Origin of the sequence: Pantoea sp. SJZ147, assembly GCF_007828605.1 — a bacterium.
Classification (GTDB): Bacteria; Pseudomonadota; Gammaproteobacteria; order Enterobacterales; family Enterobacteriaceae; genus Pantoea; species Pantoea allii.
Window position 1 is genome coordinate 52,164 of sequence record NZ_VIVB01000008.1, and the last position, 25,649, is coordinate 77,812.

21 protein-coding genes and 3 pseudogenes are annotated in these 25,649 nt (G+C 52.6%); 12 read left to right on the plus strand and 12 right to left on the minus strand.

From position 1 onward, the window contains the following. Positions 1 to 6 precede the first annotated feature (6 nt). The 8 genes and pseudogenes from FBY13_RS12845 (at position 7) to FBY13_RS12880 (ending at position 12,041) form a co-directional block, all read left to right on the plus strand. Positions 7 to 642, plus strand: a complete 636-nt coding sequence (locus tag FBY13_RS12845) for an urea amidolyase associated protein UAAP2 (RefSeq protein WP_096011567.1) — start codon at positions 7 to 9, stop codon at positions 640 to 642. 168 nt (positions 643 to 810) lie between these two features. Next, complete coding sequence (gene uca, locus FBY13_RS12850) at positions 811 to 4,416, plus strand: urea carboxylase (RefSeq protein WP_145394343.1); 3,606 nt, start codon at positions 811 to 813, stop codon at positions 4,414 to 4,416. Between the two features lie 540 nt (positions 4,417 to 4,956). Further along, positions 4,957 to 5,194: pseudogene (locus FBY13_RS12855) on the plus strand (type II toxin-antitoxin system CcdA family antitoxin); the annotation flags it as partial. A gap of 28 nt (positions 5,195 to 5,222) precedes the next feature. Beyond that, positions 5,223 to 5,512: pseudogene (locus FBY13_RS12860) on the plus strand (CcdB family protein). Positions 5,513 to 6,191: 679 nt separating this feature from the next. After that, positions 6,192 to 8,933 (plus strand): glucan 1,4-alpha-glucosidase, encoded by a 2,742-nt coding sequence (locus FBY13_RS12865; protein WP_255474490.1) that lies wholly within the window; start codon positions 6,192 to 6,194, stop codon positions 8,931 to 8,933. Position 8,934: 1 nt separating this feature from the next. Further along, positions 8,935 to 9,939, plus strand: coding sequence for a phosphogluconate dehydrogenase (NAD(+)-dependent, decarboxylating) (gene gnd / locus FBY13_RS12870; RefSeq protein ID WP_145394344.1), 1,005 nt, complete (start codon positions 8,935 to 8,937; stop codon positions 9,937 to 9,939). A gap of 17 nt (positions 9,940 to 9,956) precedes the next feature. After that, complete coding sequence (gene zwf / locus FBY13_RS12875; protein WP_145394345.1) at positions 9,957 to 11,327, plus strand: glucose-6-phosphate dehydrogenase; 1,371 nt, start codon at positions 9,957 to 9,959, stop codon at positions 11,325 to 11,327. 18 nt (positions 11,328 to 11,345) lie between these two features. Continuing rightward, complete coding sequence (locus FBY13_RS12880) at positions 11,346 to 12,041, plus strand: ROK family protein (RefSeq protein WP_145394346.1); 696 nt, start codon at positions 11,346 to 11,348, stop codon at positions 12,039 to 12,041. Positions 12,042 to 12,249: 208 nt separating this feature from the next. Here the strand turns inward: FBY13_RS12880 and FBY13_RS12885 are convergent, their stop codons facing one another. Both FBY13_RS12885 and FBY13_RS12890 read right to left on the minus strand, forming a co-directional pair. Further along, positions 12,250 to 12,549, minus strand: coding sequence for a CcdB family protein (locus FBY13_RS12885; protein ID WP_063877078.1), 300 nt, complete (start codon positions 12,547 to 12,549; stop codon positions 12,250 to 12,252). Positions 12,550 to 12,551: 2 nt separating this feature from the next. Further along, on the minus strand, positions 12,552 to 12,770 hold the full coding sequence (locus tag FBY13_RS12890) for a type II toxin-antitoxin system CcdA family antitoxin (RefSeq protein ID WP_063877079.1): 219 nt from the start codon (positions 12,768 to 12,770) through the stop codon (positions 12,552 to 12,554). 352 nt (positions 12,771 to 13,122) lie between these two features. On the opposite strand from FBY13_RS12890, the pseudogene FBY13_RS12895 reads away from it, so the two are divergent. Beyond that, positions 13,123 to 13,590, plus strand: a pseudogene (locus tag FBY13_RS12895) (transposase); the annotation flags it as partial. Positions 13,591 to 15,659: 2,069 nt separating this feature from the next. Here the strand turns inward: FBY13_RS12895 and FBY13_RS12905 are convergent. The 3 genes from FBY13_RS12905 to FBY13_RS12915 all read right to left on the minus strand — a co-directional run bounded on the left by FBY13_RS12905 (position 15,660) and on the right by FBY13_RS12915 (position 17,382). Further along, complete coding sequence (locus FBY13_RS12905) at positions 15,660 to 16,094, minus strand: lipid II-degrading bacteriocin (RefSeq protein WP_145394347.1); 435 nt, start codon at positions 16,092 to 16,094, stop codon at positions 15,660 to 15,662. A gap of 15 nt (positions 16,095 to 16,109) precedes the next feature. Then, entirely contained in the window at positions 16,110 to 16,472 is a 363-nt protein-coding gene (locus FBY13_RS12910; protein WP_145394348.1) for a hypothetical protein, read from the minus strand. A 103-nt stretch (positions 16,473 to 16,575) separates the two neighbouring features. Beyond that, positions 16,576 to 17,382 (minus strand): lipid II-degrading bacteriocin, encoded by an 807-nt coding sequence (locus tag FBY13_RS12915; protein ID WP_145394349.1) that lies wholly within the window; start codon positions 17,380 to 17,382, stop codon positions 16,576 to 16,578. A gap of 265 nt (positions 17,383 to 17,647) precedes the next feature. On the opposite strand from FBY13_RS12915, the gene FBY13_RS12920 reads away from it, so the two are divergent. The 3 genes from FBY13_RS12920 to FBY13_RS12925 all read left to right on the plus strand — a co-directional run bounded on the left by FBY13_RS12920 (position 17,648) and on the right by FBY13_RS12925 (position 19,617). After that, complete coding sequence (locus FBY13_RS12920) at positions 17,648 to 18,031, plus strand: hypothetical protein (protein ID WP_145394350.1); 384 nt, start codon at positions 17,648 to 17,650, stop codon at positions 18,029 to 18,031. 199 nt (positions 18,032 to 18,230) lie between these two features. Beyond that, positions 18,231 to 18,395 carry a hypothetical protein gene (locus FBY13_RS23450; RefSeq protein ID WP_186440816.1) on the plus strand — a complete coding sequence of 55 codons (165 nt, stop codon included), beginning with the start codon at positions 18,231 to 18,233 and terminating at the stop codon, positions 18,393 to 18,395. 101 nt (positions 18,396 to 18,496) lie between these two features. Continuing rightward, positions 18,497 to 19,617 (plus strand): IS3 family transposase gene (locus FBY13_RS12925; protein WP_145394351.1). Its coding sequence is split into 2 segments (ribosomal slippage): positions 18,497 to 18,755 and positions 18,755 to 19,617, totalling 1,122 coding nucleotides; the frame shifts between segments, so codons are not numbered across the junction. A gap of 167 nt (positions 19,618 to 19,784) precedes the next feature. Here FBY13_RS12925 and rutG read toward each other — a convergent pair. Genes rutG through rutA form a run of 7 tightly spaced genes read right to left on the minus strand, consistent with a single transcriptional unit; the run spans position 19,785 to position 25,448 of the window. Then, positions 19,785 to 21,122, minus strand: a complete 1,338-nt coding sequence (gene rutG / locus FBY13_RS12930; RefSeq protein ID WP_145394352.1) for a pyrimidine utilization transport protein G — start codon at positions 21,120 to 21,122, stop codon at positions 19,785 to 19,787. Between the two features lie 33 nt (positions 21,123 to 21,155). Beyond that, positions 21,156 to 21,710, minus strand: a complete 555-nt coding sequence (gene rutF / locus FBY13_RS12935) for an NADH-dependent FMN reductase RutF (protein ID WP_096011580.1) — start codon at positions 21,708 to 21,710, stop codon at positions 21,156 to 21,158. 30 nt (positions 21,711 to 21,740) lie between these two features. Further along, positions 21,741 to 22,331, minus strand: a complete 591-nt coding sequence (locus FBY13_RS12940) for a malonic semialdehyde reductase (protein ID WP_063876879.1) — start codon at positions 22,329 to 22,331, stop codon at positions 21,741 to 21,743. Continuing rightward, complete coding sequence (rutD, locus tag FBY13_RS12945; RefSeq protein WP_145394353.1) at positions 22,328 to 23,155, minus strand: pyrimidine utilization protein D; 828 nt, start codon at positions 23,153 to 23,155, stop codon at positions 22,328 to 22,330. The genes FBY13_RS12940 and rutD overlap by 4 nt, the downstream gene beginning before the upstream one ends. Before the next feature lie 39 nt (positions 23,156 to 23,194). Continuing rightward, positions 23,195 to 23,581: a pyrimidine utilization protein C gene (gene rutC, locus FBY13_RS12950; RefSeq protein ID WP_096011583.1), complete on the minus strand. Its 387-nt coding sequence runs from the start codon at positions 23,579 to 23,581 to the stop codon at positions 23,195 to 23,197. A gap of 26 nt (positions 23,582 to 23,607) precedes the next feature. Further along, positions 23,608 to 24,360, minus strand: coding sequence for a pyrimidine utilization protein B (rutB, locus tag FBY13_RS12955; protein WP_172823874.1), 753 nt, complete (start codon positions 24,358 to 24,360; stop codon positions 23,608 to 23,610). After that, a complete protein-coding gene (gene rutA, locus FBY13_RS12960) occupies positions 24,357 to 25,448 on the minus strand; it encodes a pyrimidine utilization protein A (protein WP_145394354.1) in 1,092 nt (363 codons plus the stop codon). Before rutA ends, rutB begins: the two co-directional genes overlap by 4 nt. Positions 25,449 to 25,649 lie beyond the last annotated feature (201 nt).

The window sequence follows — 25,649 nt, forward strand, 5'->3', positions numbered from 1 at the left end:
GCTGTGATGACCCTTATCAACAGTAACCGTCGTCCTGAAGATGCCGTTTATCGCCATGTGATCCCGGCGGGAGAACCCTGGCTATTTGAGGTAAAGAAAGGGCAAACGCTGCGCCTGCTCGACCTCGAAGGCAATCAGGCGATCGATACGCTGTTTTACAATGCTGATAACCCACGCGAACGCTACGATCCGCAGCGCACGCTGCGTCGTCAAGGTAACGCTTACCTGACGGCGGGCAGCGTCCTCTATTCAAATCTCGGCAATCCGCTGCTGACCATCGTTGCCGATACCTGTGGACGCCACGATACTCTTGGTGGTGCCTGCGCGCAGGAGAGTAATACCGTGCGCTATGCCCACGACAAACGCTATATGCACAGTTGCCGGGATAATTTTCTCTGCGCCTGCCTACACGATGGCCGCCTGCATAAGCGCGATATCGGTGCCAATATCAACTTTTTTATGAATGTCCCCGTGACGCCGGAAGGCAGCCTGACCTTTGAGGACGGTATATCGGCCGCAGGAAAATACGTTGAGTTGTTTGCCGAGTGTAACGCTGTGGTGCTGATCTCCAATTGTCCGCAGTTGAACAACCCCTGCAATGGCTGGAACCCTACGCCTGCAGAGGTGCTGGTATGGAACTGAGCCAACGGCAGTAACAGCGATGTCTGGCCTTCCGGCTCTTCGCTGTTAGCACCGACCACCTGAACACGTACACCGTCGCACCCATCTTACGTGCCGGTTGGCCCCGGGGACGGCCCCAGGGGAACATCGAATGTTGCGGGACGGCCCGCTTCCCTGAGAGTTCCGCTTATGTTTGATAGCTTACTGATTGCCAATCGCGGCGCGATCGCCTGCCGCATCTTGCGTACCCTGCGCGCCATGCAGGTGAAGGGCGTCGCCGTGTACTCTGAAGCAGACCTGAGCAGTCTGCATATCCGCGATGCGGATGAAGCTTTAAGCCTCGGTGACGGCCCGGCAATGCAAACCTATCTGGTGGCTGAAAAAATCATCGCCGCGGCGCAGCAAAGCGGGGCCAACGCGATTCACCCTGGCTACGGTTTTCTCTCAGAAAACGCCGCATTCGCCGAAGCCTGTGAAAAAGCAGGGCTGATTTTTGTCGGGCCAACGCCACAGCAGCTGCGTACCTTTGGCCTGAAACACACCGCCCGAGCCCTGGCCAAAGCAGAAGGTGTGCCGCTGCTGGAAGGGAGTGAACTGCTGGCAGATATCGACGACGCCAGCCGCGCAGCAGAGGCGGTAGGCTATCCGGTGATGCTCAAAAGTACCGCCGGAGGCGGCGGAATTGGTATGCGCGTCTGCCGGGATGTGCAGGAACTCGCGGAGGCGTTTGAAACGGTCCAGCGGCTGGGGCAAAACAACTTCAGCGATGCCGGCGTGTTTCTTGAGAAATACATTGAGCGCGCCCGTCATCTTGAGGTGCAGATCTTTGGCGATGGGCAGGGGGAGGTTATCGCCTTAGGCGTACGTGACTGTTCGGTGCAGCGGCGTAATCAGAAAGTGATTGAAGAGACGCCGGCACCCAATCTCCCTGAAGGCATGGCGCAGGCGCTCTGCGCGGCGGCCATTTCGCTGGGCAAAGCCGTAAACTATCGCAGCGCTGGAACGGTTGAGTTTGTCTATGACAGCGTGGCGCAGCAGTTTTATTTTCTTGAAGTAAATACGCGCCTTCAGGTGGAGCATGGCGTAACGGAGCAGGTCTGGGGCGTTGATCTGGTGCGATGGATGATTGAACTGGCGGCGGGCGATTTGCCCCCACTGGATGACTTATTTGCCGGGCTAAAACCACAGGGGCATGCTATCCAGGCAAGAATTTATGCGGAAGATCCCGGCCGACAGTTCCAGCCTTCGCCCGGCCTGTTAACCGAAGTCGTCTTCCCGCCTGCCGATGGTGAAACACTACGTATTGACCGCTGGGTCGAAGCGGGATGCGAAGTCCCGCCGTTTTTTGATCCAATGCTGGCAAAAACCATCGCCTGGCGTCCCAGCCGCGATGAGGCTATCGCCACGCTGACGCAGGCGCTGGCGGAGACCCGGTTATACGGCGTAGAAACTAATCGCTTGTACCTGATGCAAATTTTGGCGTTCGCTCCCTTTGTCACAGGCGAACCCTGGACCCGCTGTCTTGAGCAATTGTGTTATCGAGCCGCCACGGTTGAGGTACTGAGTGCCGGAACCCAAACCAGCGTTCAGGACTATCCTGGGCGGCTGGGATACTGGGCGGTGGGCGTGCCGCCGTCGGGACCGATGGATGACCGCGCCCTGCGTTTCGGCAATCGGCTTTTGGGCAATGCCGAAGGGGAAGCCGCGTTAGAAATCACCCTTATGGGGCCAAATTTGAAATTTAATACCGACGTTCAGGCGGTGATATGCGGTGCGCCCCTGGCTGCCACGCTAGAGGATGTTGCTGTGCCGATGGACTGTGTTTTTAGCATTCCGGCTGGCGCAACGCTGAAGCTGGGCGCGATTAGCCACGCGGGCGTCAGAAGCTATCTCTGTCTGAGCGGCGGCATTCAGGTGCCGGATTATTTGGGCAGTAAAAGCACGTTTACGCTTGGTCAGTTTGGCGGTCACGCCGGACGGGCGCTGCGCGGCGGCGATGTGTTGCATCTGGCTCCGCGAGCTGCCAGCCAGACCAGCGCAACGCTGCCCATCGCGCTGCGTACGGCACTCCCGCAGGTGCGTACGCTGCGGGTGATTTATGGCCCGCATAGCGCGCCGGAGTTCTTCGAGCCAGAATATATTGCGACTTTCTTTGCGACAGACTGGGAAGTGCATTTTAACTCCAGCCGTACCGGTGTGCGCCTGATCGGACCAAAGCCGATCTGGGCGCGCGACAGCGGGGGAGAAGCGGGGTTGCATCCGTCAAATATTCACGATAATCCTTACGCCGTCGGTGCCGTAGATTTTACAGGCGATATGCCGGTGATTCTCGGGCCGGATGGCCCCAGCCTGGGCGGTTTTGTCTGCCCGGTGACAGTGATAGAAGCCGACCTCTGGCAGTTAGGGCAACTTAAAGCCGGCGATAAAGTGCGTTTTGTGGCCGTGGATTTAGCTACCGCCCGCCGACTGGCTGAAGGACGACGCAACGAGTTAGCGACACTCGAGGTGCAGAAAATCGCCTGGCAACCGGCCCCCTTGACGTCACCGATCATCATGACCTGCGGCGAGGGAGATAAACGCCTGGTAGCGCGCCTTTCCGGCGACACCCATTTGCTCCTTGAGGCAGGCGAGCCGGAGCTGGATCTGGTGCTGCGTTTTCGTATTCACGCCTTGATGCAGGCACTGGAAGCGCCATCCCGAAAGGGCGTAATTGATATCACGCCAGGGATTCGTTCACTGCAAATCCATTTTCAGCCTGAAACCCTGACGCTGGCCTCGCTGCTGACCTGGGTGCGCGATGAATGGGCGGCAGTATGCGTTAGCGATGACCTGCAGGTACCCACGCGCGTGGTGCATTTGCCGCTTTCCTGGGATGATCCGGCCTGCCGGAAAGCAATAGATAAATATATGACCACCGTACGCCATGACGCGCCGTGGTGCCCGAGTAACCTTGAGTTTATCCGCCGGATTAACGATCTGCCTGATGAAGAAGCAGTATGGAATACGGTGTTTGAAGCCAGCTACCTGGTGATGGGGCTGGGTGATGTGTATCTCGGTGCGCCAGTCGCGACGCCGCTTGATCCGCGCCATCGTCTGGTCACTACCAAATACAATCCGGCGCGCACCTGGACGGCCGAGAACTCGGTTGGCATTGGCGGTGCCTATCTGTGCGTTTACGGCATGGAAGGGCCTGGCGGCTACCAGTTTGTGGGCCGCACGCTTCAGATGTGGAATCGATATCACAACGTCGCTGATTTTGCCGGTCAACCCTGGCTGTTGCGTTTTTTCGATCAGCTACGCTTTTATCCCGTATCGGCAGAGGAACTTCTGCATATTCGTCGTGATTTTCCACTTGGCCGCTATCCGCTGCGTATTGAACACAGCACGCTACGGTTAGCAGAATATCAGCAGTTCCTCGCACGCGAAGCACAGAGCATCACTGCGTTTCGCGACCATCAGCGGCAGGCGTTTAATGCTGAACGCGACCGTTGGATCGCCAGCGGCCAGGCCCATTTTGACAGTCAGGAGATTGTGGCTGATGAAGTCGGCGATGCGCCGCTACAGCCGGGTGAACAGGGGGTGGAAAGCCCTGTTTCCGGCAATTTATGGCAAGTGCAAACCACTGTGGGTAGCCGGGTGCGCGCGGGCGATGTTCTGGTTGTGCTGGAATCGATGAAGATGGAGATTCCGCTTCTGGCACCCTGCGACGGCGTGATCCAGCAGGTTAATGTGCAACCGGGCAGCGCAGTACGCGCAGGACAGTGCGTAGCGGTGATTATTGAGGATAATATTTAACTGGCGGGGATCTGATGTACATCTGACTATCCCTGGCGACGAACTATCGCAAAGGTCTAAATATCCTGCGCCTGCTGACCAACATCCGTCAGCGGGCGCGGGTGCTTAAGCAGAGTTCCATGAGAAAAGGTGGCAAAGTCATGAACCACTTTAAGACGGGGAACGTCGTTCATTGTAAAGCACTCCGAATCCTAAGCCGTCATCAGTTGCGTCCTCAGCTGTGAAACCCTGGAAAAAGGACGATAATGCGGACATCTCATTATAACCAGAGGCGAACATCTGAATTTAGCTATTACCATATAGGTGCGCATAATCTATCTTATGTTAAATAAGATATTTAGTTACGCACTCAGATGGCTCCCCGGCATCCCTGGCTCCTCACCTGCGTACCTTTTCTTTCTAAAGCCTGTTCTGCACCGATCGAAAACTGGCCCATAAATCCCCTGCGGGTTTCGTAGAATTCACATAGCGTTGTCAGCCGCGTTAATATTACGCTTAAGTAAGCCGTGTATTTTGGACGGAGTCAGACGCGAGCTAATTATGTCTGGAAAACAGCGAGTCCCACAAATTGTCACGATGACAGTAGAACGTACGTAACTTACTTGGCCGTGCACGTGAGGCCGGAATCAACCTTAGTGCCGCGCTGACTGCCGCGCTTGACGCCGAACTGCGTCAATATAAAGCACGCAAGTGCCAGGAAGAAAACACGGAAGCGCTTGATGCATTAAATTGTTTTCACGATGAAAATAGTTGCTTCAGTGATGATTACAGGCGTTTTAATAATTTAGTTCACTGTCTACCGCAATATCGGCAAACGTACTCTCTATTTCTTGCTGCGTGATAAAATCCGCGACTTCATTGGCCAGTGAAATCGCAGGATTGCTATCCCTCTTCTGCCCGTTGAAAGTATCCAGCTCGCACCCGACCGGAAAGACTTATCCCGCTTGTGAGAGTGCCAGATGAGCGTGAATATGCGGTTATGACCCACGAGATGGCGAGTATCCCCGCTCATGCGTCAGGCGCACTGTTCTGTGACGCATCGCCTTATCAGACAGTGATTAAAGCGGTGATAGATTTTCTTTTTAATGGTATTTAACGACCTCTATTTTTATGTTTTGAAGGGAATGCCTTAAGAGAAAGATAAAACCCTTAAATAATTTAAACGCCTCACCGAAGATGACTCAAAAATTATCTGACTCAATAATAGTCGCATCAGGATATATAAAATGATCAAGAAGCTATTCATCCGTGTATTACTCATCCTGCCCTTATAATTAATCGACAATGTTTCTCCTGTTCTGAATTCAGTGCGTCCCCGATTATGGCTTCAGACGGTCCCGACTAAATAATCTTGAAATGAACAGGCGTCATTTTGCATCGGGTGCCTGCTACTGCTGAAAGGATGGTGGCTCAGGCGCAAAATTATGTCGCGGGCATCGCTGGTTCAGCTAACGCTGATAAAAACAAAACCTGTGTGAATTCAGAGTGTAAAAATGCGCAACTGAAATTTACATCTGGTGTGGAACCGATCATCTGCTCATCATAAACTTCAAGCGAAATACATACCCGGGAGACTGAGGGTATTTTTGTGCAAAAAACCACATTTAAGCATCCTGGCGTAGAGGTTCCGTCATGTCAGAACAATGTCAGTGTGTCCGTATAGCCCCTGCAGTAACCATCTATTAGTCAATAAGATAAAATAAAAATTGATTTCTCCCTGCTGCTGGCTTAAGTGCGAAAGGCTTAGTTAATACTTAATTGATTATTTATCCTTAATGACTAAGATGTTTTTTTGTTTTTACACTTTCAATTGTATTGAAACTTTTCAGGTGGTTGACCCAAAAAGCTACACCAGCTATAACAATATTGTCTCTGATATTAAAATCGCAAAAAATTACGTTGAAGCAATTTGCTTTGGTATAGAAATATTTCAGTCTTGCCCGCGAGAAGACAGGATTTTATCCGCAATCTCGTGGTTGAGATTTTTCTACGCATACAGCCAAGGTAGCCTAAAAATGGCAGATTCTGACAGCGACGCCCTGCCGTTGCAAAAGTGCATGAGACAGGGCGACCAGCAAATAAGCGCTAAAGTTGATTCCGCCCCGGGAGCGCCGGGTATCGCACCCCGCTGGACATCAAGTGCCAAGAGCGGAATCGGCACGGCCCTTTCAACAGATTCCCCTGTCTGGTTCTCCTTAAGCCATGGTGTTCTCAACGAAATCTATTATCCGCGCGTCGACAGCGCCTGCACCCGTGATTTCGTTTTCGTCATCACGGGGCCGGAAGGTTATTTTTCCGAAGAAAACCGCGATTGCTCGACCGAAATCAATACCTGCTCGCCAGGCATTCCGGCCTTTTCAATCAGCAACACGTCCCGTGACGGACGTTACAGGCTTGAAAAGGACATCATTACAGATCCGGCTCGTACCTGCGTGCTGCAACGCGTCCGTTTCACCGCTCTGAAGGGTGATATCGAGGATTACAAGGTCACCGCACTGCTTGCACCCCATCTGGTGAATGCGGGACAAATGAACGCTGCATGGATCGGCGAATTTGAAGACAAGCCCGTGCTTTTTGCCACGGGTCGCTCTTGCTACCTGGCGCTCGTCTGCGATCTACCCTGGACAGCAGTGAGCGCGGGTTTTGTCGGTACTTCAGACGGCTGGCAACAGCTGAAAAAACACGGACGCCTCGCTAACCAATATCAGCGCGCGGATGATGGCAATGTCGCGCTTGCTGGGGAACTGGTGTTCACAAGCAACTGCCGTGAAGCCACGCTGGCTGTTGGTTTCGGCCAGACGGAATTCGAGGCCGCAGCGGCGGCAACCGCCAGTCTGAAAGCGGGCTTTGACACCGCGCAGAATCACTATATCGGCAACTGGCAAGCGTGGCAGGACAAGCTCATGCCACTCGACCAGAAAGAGCGGGACGGCGTAAATACATACCGGGTTTCAACAGCAGTTCTGGCCTCGCACAGAGACGCCGATTCCCCCGGCGCCGTTGTCGCAAGCCTGACAATACCCTGGGGATTTTCGAAGGGTGATGACGATCTTGGCGGCTATCATCTGGTCTGGCCGCGCGACCTGGTTGAAACGGCAGGGGGTTTCCTGGCCGCTGGCGACCCCGACGCAGCACTCGCTATCCTCGAATATCTCCGGCACGTTCAAGAGCCCTCCGGGCGCTGGCCACAGAACCTGTGGCTCGATGGAAAACCTTACTGGCCCGGTATCCAGATGGATGAGTGCGCCTTCCCCATTCTGCTTACCGATATGTTGCGTCGACTCGGTCATCTCGACAAGAAAGCGCAGAAACATTTTATGCCAATGCTGCGCAGCGCGGCCAGCTACATTCTGACCAACGGCCCGACGACCAGCGAGGACCGCTGGGAGGAAGACTCGGGCTACAGCCCCTTTACCCTGGCGGTAGAGGTTAGCGCCCTTCTTGCTGCCGCAGACCTGATTTCTGTCGATGGAGACGAGGCGGCGGCAAATCACCTGCGAGAAACTGCGGACTGCTGGAATGAACAGATTGAAAAATGGACCTTTGCGGGAGAGCCAAATTTCTGCGGCTCGATCGGCATTTCCGGTCACTATGTCCGCATTGCTCCGCCGGGCGTAACGGATGAGGCCAGTGCATCCGGCAATACCGAGATCCGCAACCAGACGCCGGATCGGGCGCTTCTGTCGACCACCGATGTACTGAGCCCGGATGCTTTGGCGTTAGTGCGTTTTGGACTGCGCGCCGCTGACGACCCGCACATCGTCGATACGATAAAGGCAATCGACCACAGTCTTCGTGTCGAGCTACCTCAGGGTCCACTATGGTATCGGTACACCGGCGACGGCTATGGCGAGCATGAAGACGGCGCGCCGTTCGATGGTATCGGCCAGGGACGTCCCTGGCCTTTGCTGGCGGGCGAACGTGCGCATTACGAGCTGGCAGCGGGCAGGCATGATGTGGCTGAGGCGCTATTATCCACGCTGGAAAAATCGGCAGGCCCGGGCGGGCTGTTACCGGAACAGATATGGGACGGCCCCGATATTCCCGAAAAGGAACTGTTTTTTGGGCGGCCTTCCGGGAGCGCCATGCCCCTTGTCTGGGCGCATTCCGAACATATCAAACTCCTGCGATCGCTCCACGATGGCGCGGTCTTCGATATGCCACCGCAAGGCGTCGAGCGCTATATCAGGAATAAGACTGCATCGCATTTGCGCATATGGCGCTTTAACAACCGCCTGGCCTCGCTTCCTGTCGGGAAGCAACTGAGGCTGGAAACGGAAGCGAACGCCCTGGTGCACTGGAGCACGGATGGCTGGGCTACCGTCTCTGACACGCCAGCAGTCTCTTCCGGGCTGGAAACCTATTACGTCGACCTGCCTTTGCAGCATGAAGACGCAGGAACCTGCGTTGTCTTCACCTTCTACTGGCCTGACGTCGGACACTGGGAACACACCGACTTTACCGTTCACGTCGTGAATGAACAGGAAGATCAAACACGCATCGACAATGGAAAATGATATGCAGATTGGAATGGTAGGTCTCGGGCGCATGGGCGCCAATATGGTACGCCGCCTTCTTAAACAGGGCCATGATTGCGTCGTCTTCGACGTGAACGCTGATAACGTTGAAGCACTCATCAAAGAGGGAGCAACCGGCGCGTCATCGCCAGCGGATCTTATTGCTAAGCTGGAGACGCCGCGCGCGGTCTGGCTTATGCTTCCTGCCGCGATCACACCGAAGATTGCGCGGGACTTCGCATCAACGCTTACCAGGGGCGACGCCATCATTGATGGCGGCAACTCCTTTTACCGTGAGGCTATCGACCTGTCCGAGGAATTTTCATCTCTTGGCATCGACTATATCGACGTCGGCACATCGGGTGGCGTTTGGGGCCTGGAGCGTGGCTATTCCCTTATGATTGGGGGCCCGCAGGCGGCCGTAAAACGCCTGGACCCGATTTTTGCATCACTTGCGCCCGGTGCAGGTCAGAGCATCGCGGAAGACCCGGCCGTGGGCACGGCTCCAAGAGGCTATCTTCATTGCGGACCGGCAGGCGCCGGACACTTCGTCAAGATGGTACACAATGGCATTGAATATGGTGTGATGGCTGCCTATGCCGAAGGCCTGAACATATTGAAAGCCGCTAATGCCGGGACCGTCGAGCGAGAGGCTGATGCGGAAACTGCACCCCTTTCCCACCCGCAATATTATCGTTTCGATGTCGATCTTCCCGCTGTTACAGAGGTATGGAGACATGGCTCGGTCATTGGCTCCTGGCTGCTGGATCTCACAGCCGAGGCATTGAAACAGGACCCGCATCTCGACAATTATGATGGCCGTGTTTCTGATTCCGGCGAGGGCCGCTGGACATTGCAGGCGGCGGTGGAAACGGGCGTCCCTGCTCCGGTTCTTGCATCGGCCCTCTTCGGGCGCTTCTCTTCTCGTGGCGAAGCACAGTTTGCCGAAAAAGTTCTCTCAGCCATGCGGCATGCCTTCGGCGGCCATTTGGAAAAAATCAAGTAACGTAGAGGAGCACAGCAATGGCGCAGCAGCGTTCAGACGTGCTGGTGGTGTTTGGTGTCACCGGCGACCTTGCCCACAAGATGATCTTTCCTTCGCTCTACGCAATGGTGAAGCATGGCGCGCTCAAGACGCCGATCATCGGTGTGGCATTTGAGGACTGGACGCGTGATCAGTTGATCGCGCGGGCAAGAGATGCGGTTGAAAAGCATGTCGATGTCATTGATCAGACGGTCTTTGCCGAGCTGGCGGACAGACTGTCCTACGTTTCCGGCGATTATCGTACTCAGTCAACATTCGACGGGCTGCGGGATGCGCTGGCAGGCCATCATAACCCGCTCTATTACCTTGCCATTCCGCCCTCCCTTTTCGAAACTGTCGCCAACAGTCTGGAAGAGGCAGGAATCGCGAAAGGTGCCCGCCTGATGGTGGAAAAGCCGTTCGGACGCGATCTCGCGTCGGCAAAACAACTGAACAACGTGCTTCATAAGGTTTTCGATGAGGACGCGATTTTCCGCATTGACCACTTTCTGGGTAAGGAAGCCATCCAGAACCTCCTCTACTTTCGCTTTGCCAACAGCTTCCTTGAACCAATATGGAATCGCGATCATGTCGAAAGCGTTCAGATCACCATGGCAGAGGACTTCGGCATCAAGGGCCGCGGCAAATTCTATGACGAAGTTGGCTGCATTCGCGACGTGATCCAGAACCATCTGGTCAATGTGCTGCTGTTGCTTGCCATGGAACCTCCCGCGTCCGGCGCGTCCGACGATCTGGTTGATGAGAAGGTACAGGTGCTAAAGGCCATGCCGCCCCTGTCAGACGCTGACGTGGTTCGTGGTCAGTTTGAAGGCTATACCGATGAACCAGGTGTCGCCTCTTTCTCTCCGACGGAGACCTTCGCTGCAGTTCGCTTCCACATTGCAACATGGCGCTGGAGTGGCGTTCCCTTTTATATCCGTGCCGGCAAAAATTTGCCTGCACATGCGACGGAAGTGGTCGTGCGCTTCAGGCGACCGCCGGTTACCCTTTTCGATGACATTACCAACGAACCCGCCAACTATATCCGCTTTCGTCTCGGCCCGGATATTACGATCGGCATTGGCGCGCGACGCAAGGCTGCCGGCGAAAAGATGCGAGGTGAGGCCGTCGAGCTAACGGCGCTTGACGATGGTATTGGCGATATGCTGCCTTATGAGCGGCTGATCGGAGATGCCATGGCTGGCGACAGGCAGCTTTTCACCAGGCAAGATGCAGCGGAACTGGCCTGGAAAATCGTCGAGCCGATACTGGATGAGAAAACCGTTCCCGCTGCCTACAAGCCAGGGTCCTGGGGACCCGCTGCGATGGCGGACTTTGCGCCCCCCGGCGGCTGGTTTGACCCCGTTTGAGCTGATGGATAAATATAAATGACAAAGCATACTTTAAAAAAGAAAGAGCCTATCGTTCTGTCCATCGACATCGGCGGAAGTCATGTGAAGATCCTCTCCAGCGCTGGCGGTGAGGAAAAGAAGGCAGAAAGCGGAAAGACCATGTCTGCAGCTGACATGGTTGCGGCGGTCAAGGCCATGGCTGAAGGCATGACTTACGATGTGATCGCGATGGGTTTTCCCGGTCCAGTGGCGCACGATAAACCGCTCAGTGAGCCCGCCAACCTGGGTCAGGGCTGGGTGGGGTTTAACTATGCGGACGCATTTGGCTGCCCTGTCCGTATCGTCAATGACGCCCTGATGCAGGCGCTCGGCTCCTATCAGGGAGGACGAATGCTGTTCCTCGGTCTCGGCACCGGACTGGGTGCTGCCATGATCGTCGAGAATGTCGCTCAACCCATGGAGATTGGTCATCTACCCTACCGCAAAGGCAACAGCTACGAACACTATGTGAGCGAAGCCTATCGGAAAGATAAGGGAAACAAAAAATGGCAGGAGCGGGTTTTCGATGTCGTGGAGATGCTGACCAAAGCCCTGGAGCCTGACTACGTGGTGCTGGGTGGCGGCAATGTGGATAAACTCGCTTCACTTCCGCCAAAGTGCCGCAAAGGCGACAACACTCTGGCGTTCGAAGGTGGATTTCGACTCTGGAACGATCGCAGCCTGATTACGTAATCTCTGCTTTCTGGTTTATTACCGAATAGCGTTGCTGGGTTTCCGACTCTCTGCCGCGAGCAATTGTTTGCGGCAGATAAAAAGCTCCAGCGAATTCTAAATTCAATGAGACGTAATGCGCTGTGTGGACGCGTCGACATGACATTTTCAGGCACTTATAACAATGGCAGGTTTTTTTCGCCGTCCATCGGCGCGTTGAGAAAACGTGTCAGAACCCCCAAAAGAGCCTGAAAATCGCGTTTTTGATTATCTCTTCATACTGTCTGACATCACCGACTTTATCCCCTAACGCTTTCATCGGGACTGATGACACGTCGGTTGTCACAACCCGGTATTTGATGCCATTAACAAGCACTTGAGGATAGAGTTCACCTGTCCCCTTGAACTCGCTCGGACGTGCAAGTGGTACAACCATTAAACGGCCTGGTGTTTCTATTAGATAGCTCTGTACTTCAACAAGATAGGGGTATTTTATTCCGTTTATGTGCGGGTAAACGTCAAATTGCATCGTTACCAGTTCCTGTACATATCAGAAAGCGAGCCCTCTTCTCCCACAAAGTCAGAGAAAGCTTTCATGCTTTCACGGTTTTCTTCTTTCCAGCGTTCCGCTCGGATTCTGCGGGCCTCATTGATGACAAGTTCGTTAACCATTCCAGAGAGATTTAAGCCAGCAGATGAAAAAACCTCATAGGCTTCTTTATCGATGGTTACGTTAGTTCTGTATTTCATGCGCACCTCCAGAGTGTGAGTTAAAAGTATACACTTTGGACACACACTGGCAAGGCTCGTTTTTTTGATTTATGGACGGATTTCAAGGTGCAGCTGATCGCACTCAACCTGAAACACGTATTCAGCTTGTCAGACTGTCGGATGACCAGAAACAGGCGGTAATGATTCATCAGGTGGCTAGCGTCCCTGCTCGTGATGCAGGTGCACTGCTCGTTAAGGCAGGGCGGGAAATGCTATTTATGTTAAATTATGAGCACAAGCACCTAATCAAATTGTAAACATTCCGGCAAACTGGACCATTCGCATTTAGAGATCTTCCGGCATACTGATTATGTCCCCGGATGAGATCTCCATGCGTAAAGCACGATTTACCGAACACCAGAGCATCGCCGTTCTCAAGTCCGTCGAAGCCGGATGCACCGTCAAAGATGTCTGTCGCGGAGCAGGTATTTCCGAAGCAAGCTATTACAACTTGAAAGCGAAGTTTGGCGGTATGGAAGCCTCTGTATCAAAAAGATGAAAGAGCTAGAGGATGAAAACCGTCGCCTTAAACAGATGTTCGCGAACCTGAGTCTCGAATACTGAAAGACGTTATTGAAATAAAGCTTTAAAAGCAGCGACAAAGCGTGAGCTGGTCAGCTATCTGACCACGGAGTTTGCCATGAGCTTACGTCAGGCATGCAGGACTCTTTCGCTGAGCAGGACGGTATTTCGTTATCAGCCGGATACGCGACGGGATGAGCAGGTGATTATGGCGCTGACCGTAGTGGCTGAACGCTATCCTTTGATGGTCGTGGCTTTATTGTTTAAATCTGTGCGATAGTTAGGGGTACGTAAATCTGGAAGTCAAGAAAGTATGCTGAAACTTGAAGCCAACCGTTAAGCTATTAGTTTTTGATTGCTTACAATAAGATATGGTGGTCTAAAGTTCAACTTTTTCTCTCAGAACTACTATGTATTAATCAAATAGACTATCTAGTCACTGGTAGGAATATAATTATGAATGCCGATTTCATATTCTCCCCACATATATTGCTTGCTCTTTATGCATGTATAGCAATGCTCTTATTCTGTCTGTTCAATTTTCTGTTCAGCATTAATCTGACACGCCCGGTCGTAATTTTTCTTGGATTTTGTTTTATTGGTGTCGGCGTCTTTGGACACATTACTTTTCTCGATATGCTAGAGCTCTGCAGGAAACTGGAAGCGAGTGGTAAAGTATCTCTGGACGTACTATTACGGTTTGAGCGCTACCACCTAGTGTTCGCCTACATGTTTCCCTTCATATCAGGAGCAATTGGCACCAATGTTATTTCCGATGCGTTACTGAAACACCATACTTATGAGCGCTCCTTTTCTTTATTCCAGTTTTTAAAAGATATTTTGCAATGCGTTTTGATGCCAATAGGTTTTGTCTTGGGAATTGTCATTTGCATCTTCTGGTTCATATATTTTTCGATAAGTTCCATTCGACGATTGCTTCATTCTAAGATTCCAAGAACCAGACGCTGGATGTATATGAAAACTTTAAAGTTTAGTATTATCAGTCGAAATTATTTTCATTCATTGCGAAGTAGTCTAAAAAAAACTGGCTTTGATGACACGTACTAACAACTGTTATTACTAGTTTACATTGTTCGCTTCACTCTCTCTGGGCTGATTGACTTATTCCCCGTTGAACAATACAGACAGGTGTTAGCTATCTCCACTCTTGGCACAAAGCGGAAGCTTTGGCTAAAATGCCATCCAAATTAAAGACTGGCTTGAGGTAATGAAGTCAGCATCTTAAATGCCGCATAAACGGCATGAAGGCGCCAGCTGATGCCCGCCAGGGTGAACTGGGCACATGGTGCCGGTAGCTTCCGGGTCATCCTTTTGAACTCACCCTGCGCTTTAGCCCAGAATAAAGTCACTGCGAAGCGATATCCGGACGACAGACTCTTGGCCTTGTTCATTATTTGCCGGCAAAACCGTGGTCGGATGACGGCCGTCGGGGGCGTGAATACTGTTACGGAGCATTTGCTGACAGCAGATTGGTCGCCACGTGGGCGCTCTCCTGCGCGCGGAGTCGGGCACAAATTCCCGATGGGTGTCTTGTCATCCACCCTGTCCCGGACTTATGGCGGACAGGGGTTATCTTATGAAATGCATGCGATTTAATCCATCACAGGACAGCGCCTGCTTTTGACCCCCTGATTTCTGAATCCAGCCCGACAAAGTTGAAGACAGAATCAGGGGGTTTTGCATTCAGAATCCGGACTCGCCGGACTCTGACTCTGGACGTTTTACGGATACGTCCCATCCGGATTTTCGGAGGGCCCCGCGGCCGCGCATGTTCTGTCACGGAGGCTTGTACCCTCCTCTCCTGCAGACCGCCATAGCCCGGCGAAAAGGATCGTTACGATCGCGCCACACGATCGTCCGAAAATCACACCCTCAGAAAAATCTTAGATCCAGCCTGATGTTAAATTTCGTAACCTTTTTGCATTACAAAAAGGCCCCTGTCGCTGGTGCATGTTTTTTCAGGTTTCTCTCTGTATCGCTGTGCAAGAAGTCTGGAACAGGTTTGGGCGTGGATTGAGGCTAAAGTCAGGGATAGTACTGGGATTGGCAATTGCCGGCGCAATCCTCGCATTGCTGATAACGGCGCTGCTGGCACACCTCAACAGCCTTAGCTGGCGCAGAGCGCGGGAGAACTACAACAGGCAGTGGTATTGCGTAAGTGTGGAGACACCTTTTGGCGGGAAAGCTTCGCTTAACGCTCAATAATTCTGATTGCCCGCACTCTGCGGTTTTTTTTGATACCTCACAAACCAACCAGAGCAAAGTATTACCTTTCGCATAAAAAAAGCCTGCACGGGACAGGCTTAACTTTAATTCAACGTAAGGTTAACGACCGGACATTGTTACAGGTAAGTCGCCGTTAATATTAATAGGGAACGGCATACTTCCACCAGTTAGCGATTGCAGAAAGCGCCCTGCAGTGGTGAGCTGTTCCGCTGCTTTTGTCCGGTGAGTACTGGCGTTAAAATCATAAGTGTCCTGGAATCCCCTTGCATTAGCACTAAGCGTCCAGGTTCCATCCGCTGCGCGGTTAAACGTGCCTTCAATTTTAAGCGTAATATTCCCTAAATACAGGTTAGCCGCCACGCTGTCATTTCCCGTATTATACGCAAATTGATGGGTAAAGTTATACACACCCGGAGCACTCATGCTGGCTAATTTGTCCTGAAAGCCATTAATACCTGCAGGCTGAAGATTCAGGCCGATCTTGTTAATATCGACATTCATAGGGCGACCATTTCCCCAGAGGAAATTAGCCATAGCTGAAAATGGACTCTACAAGCTGCCACTAAGCTGATCGCCCATATCGCTAATCTGAAAACTTCTTCTGACTTCCACTGATGAAAGCCAGTTCATAACACCGGCTGTATTATCAGTGACTATGCATTGATCGAAAAAGATGCTTTGACGAAAATTGTTGAGCACTACTTCTTGATTATTTTCATTTGATGCTCTTTCAATAATGTCGCAAGTGCCGTCAAAACCACCACCATTCCAAATACTCTGAGCTAGCATTGCCTGAGCCTGGGCAGGATTAACCCCAGTCGCACCACCAGGGTTGTATGCGCCATATGTTCCACTAGCTCCTGCATCGCCGGTTCCCACAGGGGCGGTTACTACCAAAGTACCTTCACTCATAATTTTCTCCTTAAAAATTGATGCTATTTATTACGCGCAGCTAACTAACCTCATAAGTTGATTTTCAAGGTTATTAGTTGTAGTTCCTTTATGACGCTATTTTTTATTGTCCTGAGAAAGAGACATCATTTAGCTGACCATTAATGTTGATCGGGTAATTTACACCTTGGAAATGCTGGCCGAGAAAATTACCAATCGTTGTCATATCTTCGTTAGTTTTAGTGCGGTGTGTGGAAGCGTTAAAGTCATAGTTATCCTGATAACCACGGACAACACCGTTGAACGTCCATTGACCAGATGCATCACGATTTAACGTACCTTCCATCTGAAGTGTGACATTTCCGAGATAGTAATTAGAAACCAGACTGTCGATACCAGTGTCATAAGCAAACTTTAGGCTGAAGTTGTAACTTCCTGGCGCGCTCATAGCCATTAACTGGTCATTAAATCCGGCAATCTTCTGCGGTGCGAGTTGTAGGCCAATTTTGTTTATATCAACATTCATTGGACGACCGTTACCCCAAAAGAAATTAGCCAAGGCAGAAACAACACTATAAGGGCCACCGCTTAACTGATCGCTCATGCTATTAAGCTGCCAGTTTTTAAACGAGTCTCGATGTTCAATCATATCTGTAATACCACGACTATTGTTTGAAGAAACACAATTATCGAGATACACACAGTTCTTGATCCAGGCTAATAGATCATTCAGGTTGTTTTTATTAACTAATTCAACCCCCTCAGAACTGTTGAAAGTCTGGCCTGCAAAGATTTGCTGCATGAGCATTGCTTGTGCTTGACCAGGCGGCACCCCCGTTGCTCCGCCTGGGTTGTAACTCCCAAAACCAGTTGGCGCTGAATTCCCGAAGCTGACCGGAGGTGCTGTTACAACCATAGTGCCTTCACTCATATGTATCTCCCTATGTTTATCATGATATTAATGCGGTTAAGAGGATAACAACCCAGGCTTAGTGTCAGCCAGAAACATATGGTTTTTTATACAGTATTATTTAGTTTATTTAACTGCTTTAAAAACATTCTTACGGGGCTTTAATATTCTTAAACTTTATTACCCTTGAAATACATAAACTTACACCAGAATTATTGACTGCAATTGATAATGATTGCTATTTATATATAATGAAAGCTAATGAATACTCTAAGGCGAGGTTGTTATGGCAGGAAGAGCAGTTACAGGAATCGCTTTGGTATTAGCTTGTGGCGTTTTATTAGCCTTGGGCGGAGTCGGTACGCTGGTTTATCTCAAAACTGGCGAACAGTATTACAGCGTTTCAAATATTGAAGAGTGTAAAAACTATACTCATGACCAGGCAAAAGAAGCAGTACTAAGCGCACGACTAAAGCAGCCCAATGGCTGGAAAAACTGGGGAGATGCTTCTGAAGTCGCCAGTCAAAGTGGCATAAGGTTCATTGATAACGAAATTAAAGGTCCAGGTAAACTCTGGCTGATACCGTTCTATGATGAAAAATTCCCTGATAAAAAGCAGTTCGGTATGCTGGATTGTGGAACATTAACAGTCGAGTTTGCGTCAGAATAATGTGCTTTCGTTTTAAATCGCAAACCTTTTACCCTGGCCTTCAGATTTACTCAGAGGCCACCTGCATGACCATCCCAGCAGACCCATACATCATTGCCAGAAACAGTGAACGCCGCCGGCGCAGCATTTTCTCTGCCCATGGCCCTTGCGCTGCTTGTGATAACTTTCTGCGGATCGGACGGCACGCGGGCGCAACTGCATGGTGAGTTTTGAGGGCGATCCGGATGCTGCAGCGGAAATGTTTATCGAGGCGATGACGCGACGCCACTCAGAGCAATGGAACGTGACCTGCTCCCCCATTGATAAACTCAAAAGCATCCCACATGGCATGCCGCAAATAAAAGATGCAATTGATTGGCGTTAGCAGGTTACGAAAGACTGAACCTTATCCGTCTGACCTGCTCCCCGTTGATTAACACACCGCGATATTAGTAATGTCTTCATAAGCCACATGAGGATATCCCCATGAAGAAGCGATTTTCCGACGAACAGATCATCAGTATTCTCCGCGAGGCAGAAGCCGGGGTTTCGGCCCGGGAACTCTGCCGCAGGCATGCCATTTCAGACGCCACCTTTTACACCTGGCGTAAGAAGTTCGGTGGCATGGAAGTCCCCGAAGTGAAGCGGCTCAAGTCACTTGAAGAGGAGAACGCTCGTCTTAAGAAGCTGCTCGCTGAAGCCATGCTGGATAAGGAGGCGCTTCAGGTGGCTCTGGGCCGAAAGTTCTGACGACAGACCAGGAGCGGGAAGCCGTGGAAGTCATGTGTGAGACAGCGGGTCTGTCGCAACGCCGTGCCTGCAGGCTGGCCGGTCTGTCACTTTCAACCTGCCGTTATTCGGCTCAGCGTCCGGCAACTGACGCGCAACTGTCTCTGCGTATCACAGAGCTGGCACTTGAACGTCGCCGGTTTGGTTACCGGCGCATCCGGCAGTTATTGCGTCGGGAGGATCTTCACGTCAACCACAAGTGGGTTTACCGCATCTGTCACCTTAACGGTCTGGGTGTAAAACGCAGGCCGCGCCGTAAGGGTCTGGCGACTGAACGGCTTCCGCTTCTTCGCCCGGATGCGCCGAACCTGACATGGTCGATGGATTTTGTCATGGATACACTTGCCAGCGGCCGCCGGATTAAGTGCCCGAACTGTGTGGATGATTTCACGAAGGAGTGTCTGACGATCACCGCCGCTTTCGGGATTTCGGGTGTTCAGGTCGCGCGTATTCTGGACAGCATTGCGCTGTTTCGTGGATATCCTGCGACGATAAGAACCGATCAGGGTCCGGAATTTACCTGCCGCGCGCTGGATCAATGGGCCTTTGAACATAGTGTTGAGTTGCGCTTAATCAAGCCGGGCAAGCCAACTCAGAACGGATTTATTGAGAGTTTCAACGGTCGCTTTCGGGATGAATGCCTGAATGAGCACTGTTTCAGTGATGTTCTTCATGCCCGGAAAATGATCAATGACTGGCGGCAGGACTATAACGAGTCCAGACCTCATTCATCGCTGAATTACCAGACGCCGTCTGAATTTGCAGCAGGCTGGCGAAACGGGAAACATCAAGAAAAACCAACCGACATTATTAACTGAAGGTTGGCAGGTCACTTAACGTACAATAATTTTCGATATCCAAACTGCCCCCTACTACTAAAAGCAAAAACCGGGCATTTCCCACCACGCTTTAGACGTGACGAAAACACCCGGCTCTTCATTCAGAAACACTCCCTGCCCGCTCTTCTTAACTCTCCATTAGAGGCTTACTCCTTCACCACCGCCTCAGTCTTTTTCTCCGGCTGTGCGCTTGCCATTTTGCTCCGGCTCAAAAACGCATTAAGCAAAATCGCGCCAAAAGTCGCGGTGCCGATACCGCCCATGCTGAAGCCGCCAAGCGTCAGGGTAAAGTTACCCGCGCCAAGTACCAGCGTGACCGCCACCATAATAAGATTGCCGTTCAGCCCCAGATCGACGTGGTTTTGTACCCAGATGCGCGCGCCCGCCACGGCGATTAATCCGAACACCACAATCGACGCGCCGCCGAGCACCGGGCCGGGAATGGTGTGGATCAGCGCGCCAAATTTGGGTGAGAAGCCCAGGACAATGGCGATGATCGCTGCGGTGACAAAAATCAGCGTGGAGTAAATTTTGGTAACGGCCATTACGCCGATGTTTTCAGCGTAAGTTGTCACACCGGTGCCGCCCGCAGAAGCCGAAAGTAAGGTCGCCAGGCCGTCACCGATAAACGCGCGGCCCATATAAGGATCAAGGTTTTTACCCGTCATTCCCGCCACGGCTTTTATATGGCCAAGGTTTTCCGCTACAAGGATTACCGCCACCGGGGCAATCATCAGCATCGCGTGAGTGCTGAATACCGGTGTGGTAATAGTGGGTACGCCAAACCAGGGTGCCTGTGCTACTGCGCTGAAATTCACCGGTGTACCCAGCCCAAGGCCGTTGGTAATCGCCATATAAATCAGGTACGCCGCCACCAGACCCAGCAGCAGCAACAGCCGCTGCACCAGACCACGGGTAAATACCGCCACCGATCCGATACACAGCACGGTCATCACCGCCATCCAACTGTCAAACGATGAAGCCGATACGCTGTTAATCGCAATGGGCGCGAGGTTCAGACCAATCGCCATCACCACTGCCCCGGTTACAACTGGCGGCATCAGGCGTTCAATCCAGCGCGTGCCGACCGCCATGACTACAAAACCGATCAACGTATAAATCAGGCCACAGGCAATAATGCCGCCCAGCGCTACGCCGATATTTGGATTCGCGCCGTGACCGCTGTAGCCGGTTACCGCAATCACCAGCCCGACAAACGCCGCACTGGAACCGAGGTAACTGGGTACGCGCCCGCCAACCACCAGAAAAAACAGTAGCGTGCCGATGCCCGACATCAGGATCGCCATATTGGCGTCAAACCCCATCAGCAATGGCATTAATACGGTGGCACCAAACATCGCCACCGTATGTTGCAGCCCCATGATCACCGTTGCGCCCAACGGCAGCCGTTCATCCGGCGCGATCACCGCACCATCCAGATTGCCTTCTCTTTTACGCCATTGCGGAAACCAGGTATTTGCCATGCACGACCCTTACTGTGTTGAGGGAGGACTGAGTTAACAGGCTGTCTGACGCATCAGCGGATGATAGCGTCGATCGAAATACGCCAGTCCGTGGCAGTCATCGTTGCGTTGGAGTGCAACGACTTCACAAAACAAAATATCGTGGGTGCCGACGCGGGTGATCTGCGTAATGGTGCAGTCAAACGACACCAGCGCGTTGGTGAGGATCGGTGAACCGGTGGCAAGACCTGTCCATTCGGCGGCGGCAAAGCGCTGCTCCATCGGCGTTTTCCCCCCAAATAAACCGGACAGCGACTCATGACAATCGGCCAGTGTGTTTACACATAACACCTGATTTTGGGTAAACGCCTGATGCACCGACGCAGAGCGATTCAGGCAGACCAGCAATGTCGGCGGCGCATCGGTTACGCTGCACACGGCGGAGGCAGTGAACCCTGCCCGTCCGCCAGGGCCGTCAGTGGTGATGATATTGACAGCGGAACCGAGGCACGCCATCGCATCACGGTATTCCTGTTTTTCTACAGCCGCCTGTTTTGCAACTTCAGGCGCATCGATGGCGGGCAGTGTGGCGTTCAGGGTTGATTGCATGGTCCGGTCCTCAGAATTAATCAATGATGCTTACAACACGCGGCAGGCGCGGTCGAAATCAAGGCGCGGCGCGCGCGGATACAGTTTGCTGCTGTCGCCGTAACCGATGTTGATCAGAAAATTGGATTTCCAGCCTTCCTGCGCCAGAAACGTTTCATCGACTTTGGCGTTATCGAAACCGGACATCGGTCCGGTATCCAGGCCGATCGCGCGGCAGGCCATAATCAGATACGCAGCCTGCAAACTGCTGTTGCGAAACGCGGTATCCTGGGCCAGCTGTGGGCTGGAGGTGAACCATGAACGGGCATCACCAGAAGGAAACAGCTCAGGCAACAACGCATAGAATTCCGGGTCCCAGGCAATAATCGCTGTCACCGGGGCGCTCAGGGTTTTCTTCAGATTGCCGCTGGAAAGTGCCGGTGCCAGTTTTTCTTTGGCTTCCTGACTCTGAATAAACACGATACGAGCCGGGCTGCAGTTCGCCGACGTCGGCCCCATGCGCGCCAGTGCGTAAATCGTTTTCAGCTGTTCGCCTGTCACCGGTTTATCCAGCCAGCCGTTATGGGTGCGGGCTTCAGTGAATAAGGTTGCCAGTGCGCTGGCGGTTAATGCATCGGTCATGATGTCTCCGTAGAAATGTAACCGGACGGCGTAACGGACGCTTGCGATGAGTGCCGTAGTAACCAATCCAGTAAAATCGGGTTAAACGTATCGGGGTCGGTCACGCTCATTGCATGACCGCCGTACAACATGTGTCGGTGCTCGCCATGAGGAAGACGTGAAGCAAGATCGACCGAACACGACCACGGCACCAGCAGATCGTCTTTACAACTGAAAGCCAGCGTCGGCGCGATCACCTCTTTGAGCGACGCCGTCAGATCAGATTCCATTAGTGCCTGCAGGCGGTGCAGCAGGTTTTCCATTCCCTGAAAATGCGCGACCTGGTGCGTGTGATCTTCCTGCAATAACGCCTCATGGTCAGACAGCCAGTCGCCCGGATACAGGAACAGCGGCTGCGCCTGGACGTAGGCATCGACACCGCTGTTAAGCAGCAAATTCTGCCGGACTTGAAAGCAGCGACGCGTTTGACTGTTAAGCGTCGTCCAGCCGTTAATCACCACCAGACTTTGCAACAGCATCGGATAACGCAGTGCAAGATGCAGGCCAATAATGCCGCCTAAAGCATGACCGACCAGATGGCAGCGGCTAATATCCAGCGCATTGAGCATGCTCGCCAGTTCGTCGGCCATGTCCTCCATCCGGTAACCGGCAGGCACGGTGCCCTCACTGTTCCCGGTGCCGTGCTGGTCATAGACCACCACCCGGAAATGCTCCGCGAGCATCGTCAGCTGCGGCTGCCAGAAACTGCCAGAACCCCCCAGCCCGGATGAGAGCACCACGGTTTCTGCATCGGCATTTTTCCTACCCAGTACCTTGTAATACATGCTGTTTCCTCTTCAGGAGGACGGGGACACTCGGACGGATCACCGGCCAATATGCGCAATGGACGCGATTTCGATCAGTGCATCGGGTTTCACCAGGCCGCACTGGATACAGAACCGGGCCGGTTTTTCGCCCGGAAAGTATTCGGCGTACACCTGATTGACCGCGCCGTAATTTGCCCAGTCGGTGATAAAAATCGAGTTCATGGTGACGTCATCCATGCTGCCGCCTGCGGTTTCAATCACGCTTTTGATGATCTCCAGCACGTGACGGGTTTGCGCGGCAGCATCACCGACATGCACGACGTTATTGTCTTTATCAAAAGGCAATGTACCCGAAACGTACACCACGCCATCGGCGAGAGTACCTGGAACGAAAGGCGCCAGCGGAACGCCGCTGCCAGCCGGAATAATGGCGCTTTTAGGCATCGTTAATCGTCCTTTTTATAAAGCGGTCAGGCCGCATTTTGTTCAGTTTTGTAACCTAGCGCGTCGCAGAAGTTACCCACGCTGGAGACCCAGCCAAAGAACGTTTCGATGTTATAAATGGCGGCTTTCTGCGCAAATTCCGGGCCGGCCTGATGTGTCGCGTCTTCCAGCACAACACCGAAATATTCCAGGAAGAAGCCGTCACGCAGGGTCGATTCGACGCATACGTTGGTCGCAATGCCGGTAAATACCAGATGATGAATGCCGTAGCTGCGCAGCAGACTGTCGAGCTGCGTATTAAAGAAACCGCTGTAGCGCGGTTTGGGCAATACAATATCGCCCGGCTGCGGCTGCAGTTCATCGACCAGGTCATAATCCCAGTCGCCTTTCGCCAGCAGTTTACCCATCAGTTCCGGGCGTTTGCGCATCGTTTTCAGCGCATTGGATTTATGGTAGTTCGGTGAACCGGCACCGCCCGCTTCGACGTACTGATTGTCCCAGCCGTTCTGGAAGAAAATCACTTTGATGCCCGCAGCGCGTGCAGCGGCTATCGCCACTTTGATATTGGCAATCACTGGCGCAGTGGCAGAGACATCAAAGCCCGCCAGATCAAGATAACCGCCTTGAGTCGCGTAGGCATTTTGCATATCCACCACAATCAGCGCCGTTTGCTGCGGCGTGAAGGCAATGGCTTCAGGACGGGCTGTGAGGATCGTTTCCTCGCCGGTATTTTGGGGCGCGCGGCGGACCACTGTCTGATTCTCAACAACGTTCATCATGCGACCTCTTTCTGCTCAATGCCGATGTGCTGGCGGGTTTTCATTAATGGCTGGATGTAACGACCAAAGTTTTCGATACCGTTGACGAAATCGTCGAAGGTCAGCAGCACGCCGCCTGCGCCGGGAACCGTATCGATTTCATCGAGCATTCTGGCGACGCTGGCGTAAGAACCAACCAGTGTGCCCATGTTGATATTGACCGCGGAAGTCGGATCGGCCATCTGGCGGACGTTGGTATCCGCACCGGATTTGGTGTCTTTACTGCTCTGATCGGTGAGCCAGGAGAGCGCCTCGGCATCGGCCCCGGCTTTGTACAACTCCCATTTGGCGCGGGCGGCTTCGTCGGTTTCGTCGGCAATCACCATGAACAAAACGTAAGAGGAGACGTCGCGGTTTTCGGCTTCTGCCGCCGTTTTCATGCGCGCGGCGGTCGGCGCAAAAGCGGTGGGTGTGTTGACGCCTTTGCCGAAACAGAAGTTGAAGTCGGCGTGTTTGGCGGAGAACGCCATGCCTGCGTCGCTTTGCCCGGCGCAGATGACTTTCATTTGGCTTTGCGGACGCGGGCTGACGCGGCAGTCGTCCATTTTGAAGAATTCACCGTCGAGCGTGCAGTGGCCCGTGCCCCACAAGTCGCGCAGCACGCTGACATATTCGGTCAGGTAATCATAGCGGCGGCTGAAATAGTCATCGCCTGGCCACATGCCCATTTGCTCGTATTCCGGTTTCTGCCAGCCGGTGACGACGTTCACGCCGAACCGGCCATTGGAGATGGAATCAATAGTGGCAGCCATACGTGCAACGATTGCTGGTGGCATCACCAACGTGGCGGCAGTCGCGTAAAGCTGAATGCGGGAGGTCACGGCAGCCAGACCGGCCATCAACGTGAACGATTCCATGTTGTGTTCCCAGAATTCAGTTTTACCGCCGAAGCCGCGCAGTTTGATCATCGAAAGCGCAAAATCGAAATGATAGTGCTCGGCTTTCTGCACAATGGTTTTGTTCAGTTCGAAGGTAGGTTTGTACTGCGGCGCAGTTTCTGAAATTAGCCAACCGTTGTTGCCGATAGGAATAAAGACACCGATTTTCATAGCTCACCTCGATTGAAAATAATAAGGACCACAACAAGGGCTTGCGAAAATATCTGCGCGGCTTAAGTGCGTCCTGCGGGTTCCTGATTGCACCGTGCTGAAATCTCCTGACGAGAGAACAACTGCAAAGTGGATGCCATGTTTTTAAAAATGTTTATTTTCATGAGGTTAAAGCGGGGTTTAATTTTTTTATGGAGCAGT